A 3,561-nucleotide genomic window follows, 5' to 3' on the forward strand; every position below is an offset into this window, starting at 1 on the left:
GACGTGATGACAAAAAGAAAGCAAAATAAAAGCCCGCTTAGCAGAGCGAGCTTAGGCATAAATTATTCCAACAAAAATAGTTTATGCCTCCATTGTACCACGGAGGACGTATGAGTAAAAACAAATTAACTCAATTAAGAAATAAAAAAGGTCTGTCAATGGTTCAGTTGTCCTTGATATTAAGAAAGACTGATGGATTTTCTAAAACGATTGGATCAGCTACCTTATCAAATTGGGAAAACGGTATACGTGAACCAAAACTAGCAACATGGGAAAAGTTAGCTAAGTTCTACGGCGTGACACCAGCATATCTAGTGGGGTGGGAGGACTAATGGACAAAGAAAAGTATATCGAGATTATTAAATCACAGGCGGACGTTATTAGTTCACAATCCGAGTTAATTAGCACACTTAGTGAATTGGTACAGTCCCTAACAGACCAGTCAACTAACGATGTAGTTGTTTCGGGATTTTCGAAAGCGGAGGACTAAACATGCCAACAACAGGTAATTGGGTTGCAGACGGCTTAGATGAACATCTGAGTCAAGAAGCTGAATTGGAACAAAAACAAGAAAAACGTAATGAAATATTAGAAAAGATTGATGAAATAGAAGAACAAATGGATTACCACATGGGAGCATGGGACGACTTGAATTGCGAGTCACATGAGCTCCAGGAAGAATTGGAACAACTTGATAACGATTAAGGGTGAGAAATAAATGGCAAACAATTTATCAATCGTAGATCCATACGGAGAAATCACATCAGCAGTTGATTTGGGAAATGAAGACTTTTTCAAATCATTGTCGCCCAGTCAGAAAAGCGAAGTATATTTCAAAATCCAAGAGATGGAAGGGAACATCAAGAAGTTCAAGAAGTATGCACGAGAATACATGATTGATGGCGGCCAAATTGACGACATTGAAATGGGTGAAGTCAGTCGACGAGTAGTCGTTAATGATCCAGAACTTATGCTCAAGTATTTGAAGGCATATGGATTAGAGGTGCTTCAATTCAAGGGTGTGACAGACCTTAAGAAAATTCTCAACGAAGAAGAATTTGATGAAGTGACGGTTATTAAAAAAACTGAAAAAGTTAATTTCAAAAAGTGAGAAAGGAGACAAATTATGATTGAATTTCAGCCAGGAAAAATAATTCCATCTGGGAATATGTATTTCGTATATGGAGACGGTGGAACAGGAAAAACAAGTCTTTCTAAGCTGTTTAAGGGCAACAAAGTAAGTTTCATTTTCGATGGATCATATAACGCATTAGCAGATACCACAGACACATTTGTATTCGCATTTGATGATTCTGATGCGCCAAATATACAGTCACAGGTTGACTATTATGTTGATTCAGCAATTGGTAGCCCAAACTTTGACATCATCATCTTAGACAATGTGACAGCTCTTCAAAACTGGGTGCTAGATAACATTGATGGTCGAAGCAAAGACGGTCGACAGAATTATCAAAAGTTGCAGTCTTGGTTCAGAAATTTGGGAATGAAGTTGCGTAAGAGCCGAAAGACAGTTCTCGTAACTGCTCACCAGATTGATAACGGTGCAAGCGGATTAGACGGTAAGGGACGATTTGAGGCCGACATGAACCAAAAGACGTTTAATGCTTTGTCAGCTCCATTTGATGTTGTTGGCCGTATCTACAAGCAAGATGGTCAACGATTTATCGACTTTGATCCAGAGCAAGGAAATCACGGCAAGAACAGAATTGACGAACGCACATTGATTAAGGCAAATGAGTTGGCAGAACCTGCCGATAAGCAAGAATTACCAACTGACAAGCCACATAAAGCGCCTAAAAAGGCCGATAAGACATTTGAAGAACAAGTAGCAGACGTAGCTAACGAATTAGGAAAGAGAGCATAAGACTATGGCATTTGGATTTACAACAGACGAGAACAACGTATTTGGTCAATCAGTACAAGAATCAGGTACTTACAACGTGAAGATTTTGGATTCATCAGAGGCTAAAACGTCATCAACTGGAAGTGAGATGGCAGTCTTTGATTATGAAGTAGTTGATGGCGAATATCAGGGCGGAAAAGTCCGATATGACAACATGGTTTGGAAAGATGGTACCGCAGAAGAAGCCGAACGCTCAACCAAAAACTTCAACAACATGGCTATCGCTGCAGGAGCTAAGAGCGGTGTTCAATTTAGCTCACTTGCTCAATACGTGAAATCAATGATTGGTAAGACGATCAATGTCAAAGTTGAATGGCAGACAAGCGATTATACGGGCAAAACTAACCTTACAGTTAGAGCTAAGACTCATGTAGATAGTGATGGATCAAAGCCTGATGGAATCACTCGTGACATGTTTGAGGCGAAGAATAGTGGGCCACAGAAACAAGCACCAACAAGTAATGCGTTTGCAAATAAGCAACCAGAGCAGACTGGATTCAATCCATTTGCTAAGCAAGCAGCAAATAATGGGGAAATCAACATCTCAGATGATGACCTACCATTCTGATTGGTATAGGAGCAATAAATGGGAAGTTCTAAATTATTAATTCAAGAAAGCCCAATGCAATTCCAACCAAGTTTGGCGAAGATTTTAGGAAGTTCAGACAGAGCAATTGTTTTGCAACAAATACATTACTGGATGGAACGATCTGGAAAATCTTTTGATGGAAAAACATGGGTATTTAACACAATTGGAGATTGGGAAAATCAGTTCATTTGGATGTCAGAAAGCACTGTAAAACGTACTTTAAAATTTCTAACAGACGAAAATTTTTTGATCACTGGAAATTACAACAAACAGAAATTCGACAAGACAAAATGGTACACAATCGACTATGAACGCCTTAACAGCGCATTAGTTCAATATGAACAAATCGATAAAAACAAAACGTCCAATCGAACAGTTCAATTTGACCCAATGGAAGATGTCAATTTGGAACGTTCTGAACAGGTCAATTTGACACCATCAGAACAGGTCAATTTGACCCGACCAATACCATTAGACTACCAAGAGAATAACCAAGAGACTACTCCATTAGATTATGGCGAAATGGAATCAGTAAATCCTGCAAAGGATATGCTGAAAATTTTCAACGCAGCAACAAATCGCCAGCTAAATAATTCAGGAATTTTTGGCCAACTTGTTTTTAAAAACATTTCAGTCCAAGAATTTCAGGACGTGATGAATTACATCATGGATAACTGGTCAGAAGATATTATCGCCAAGTTTTCTAGCGCAACGCTTGTTAAGAAATTTGATCAGTATTCGGATAAAGCGAGTGAGTTTGGTTATCGAGATGGCAAGCGACCAAAGAAGACGACTAAAAAGCAAGAGCCAAAAATAACTAAGAATGCTGATGTTCAGCTGCAATCGCAGTCACAAGATGAACAACCAGCAGAAGCGCCAGATGATTTGTTGGCATTGCTGAACGGCAGGAAGACACATTTATAGGAAATTTTAAAATGACAACGACATACAAGAAAGCACGCTTGCGTGCCAAGTTAAAGTTGGCGGATGCCAGCGAGATTATCGGAATTGACGAAAAAGATTTAGGACGGATTGAAAAAGGAATCGT

The 3,561-nt window shown here is 39.1% G+C and carries 7 protein-coding genes; all 7 read left to right on the plus strand.

Going from position 1 to position 3,561, the window contains the following annotated elements; genetic code table 11:
* The first annotated feature begins 110 nt into the window (after positions 1–110).
* From AOQ32_RS07875 to AOQ32_RS07900, 7 genes are read left to right on the plus strand one after another with little or no spacing between them, the layout of a single operon-like run.
* On the plus strand, positions 111–332 hold the full coding sequence (locus AOQ32_RS07875; protein ID WP_059394343.1) for a helix-turn-helix domain-containing protein: 222 nt from the start codon (positions 111–113) through the stop codon (positions 330–332).
* Positions 332–490, plus strand: coding sequence for a hypothetical protein (locus AOQ32_RS08730; RefSeq protein ID WP_158531893.1), 159 nt, complete (start codon positions 332–334; stop codon positions 488–490). Before AOQ32_RS07875 ends, AOQ32_RS08730 begins: the two co-directional genes overlap by 1 nt.
* A 2-nt stretch (positions 491–492) precedes the next feature.
* Positions 493–705 (plus strand): hypothetical protein, encoded by a 213-nt coding sequence (locus tag AOQ32_RS07880; RefSeq protein WP_059394344.1) that lies wholly within the window; start codon positions 493–495, stop codon positions 703–705.
* A gap of 13 nt (positions 706–718) precedes the next feature.
* Positions 719–1,111 (plus strand): hypothetical protein, encoded by a 393-nt coding sequence (locus tag AOQ32_RS07885; RefSeq protein WP_059394345.1) that lies wholly within the window; start codon positions 719–721, stop codon positions 1,109–1,111.
* A gap of 15 nt (positions 1,112–1,126) precedes the next feature.
* The gene (locus AOQ32_RS07890; RefSeq protein ID WP_059394346.1) at positions 1,127–1,885 is read left to right on the plus strand and encodes an AAA family ATPase; all 759 of its coding nucleotides are present in this window, start codon (positions 1,127–1,129) and stop codon (positions 1,883–1,885) included.
* A 4-nt stretch (positions 1,886–1,889) separates the two neighbouring features.
* Entirely contained in the window at positions 1,890–2,492 is a 603-nt protein-coding gene (locus tag AOQ32_RS07895) for a DUF669 domain-containing protein (protein WP_059394347.1), read from the plus strand.
* Between the two features lie 18 nt (positions 2,493–2,510).
* On the plus strand, positions 2,511–3,437 hold the full coding sequence (locus AOQ32_RS07900; RefSeq protein ID WP_059394348.1) for a hypothetical protein: 927 nt from the start codon (positions 2,511–2,513) through the stop codon (positions 3,435–3,437).
* The last annotated feature ends 124 nt before the right edge of the window (positions 3,438–3,561 follow it).

The sequence above is a fragment of the Fructobacillus tropaeoli genome, from assembly GCF_001047135.2.
Lineage (GTDB): Bacteria > Bacillota > Bacilli > Lactobacillales > Lactobacillaceae > Fructobacillus > Fructobacillus tropaeoli.

Bases quoted from the DNA above. Each gene is read 5' to 3' on its own strand.
- AOQ32_RS07880 (WP_059394344.1), top strand. From the start codon at position 493: ATGCCAACAACAGGTAATTGGGTTGCAGACGGCTTAGATGAACATCTG.
- AOQ32_RS07885 (WP_059394345.1), top strand. From the start codon at position 719: ATGGCAAACAATTTATCAATCGTAGATCCATACGGAGAAATCACATCA.
- AOQ32_RS08730 (WP_158531893.1), top strand. From the start codon at position 332: ATGGACAAAGAAAAGTATATCGAGATTATTAAATCACAGGCGGACGTT.
- AOQ32_RS07890 (WP_059394346.1), top strand. From the start codon at position 1,127: ATGATTGAATTTCAGCCAGGAAAAATAATTCCATCTGGGAATATGTAT.
- AOQ32_RS07895 (WP_059394347.1), top strand. From the start codon at position 1,890: ATGGCATTTGGATTTACAACAGACGAGAACAACGTATTTGGTCAATCA.
- AOQ32_RS07875 (WP_059394343.1), top strand. From the start codon at position 111: ATGAGTAAAAACAAATTAACTCAATTAAGAAATAAAAAAGGTCTGTCA.
- AOQ32_RS07900 (WP_059394348.1), top strand. From the start codon at position 2,511: ATGGGAAGTTCTAAATTATTAATTCAAGAAAGCCCAATGCAATTCCAA.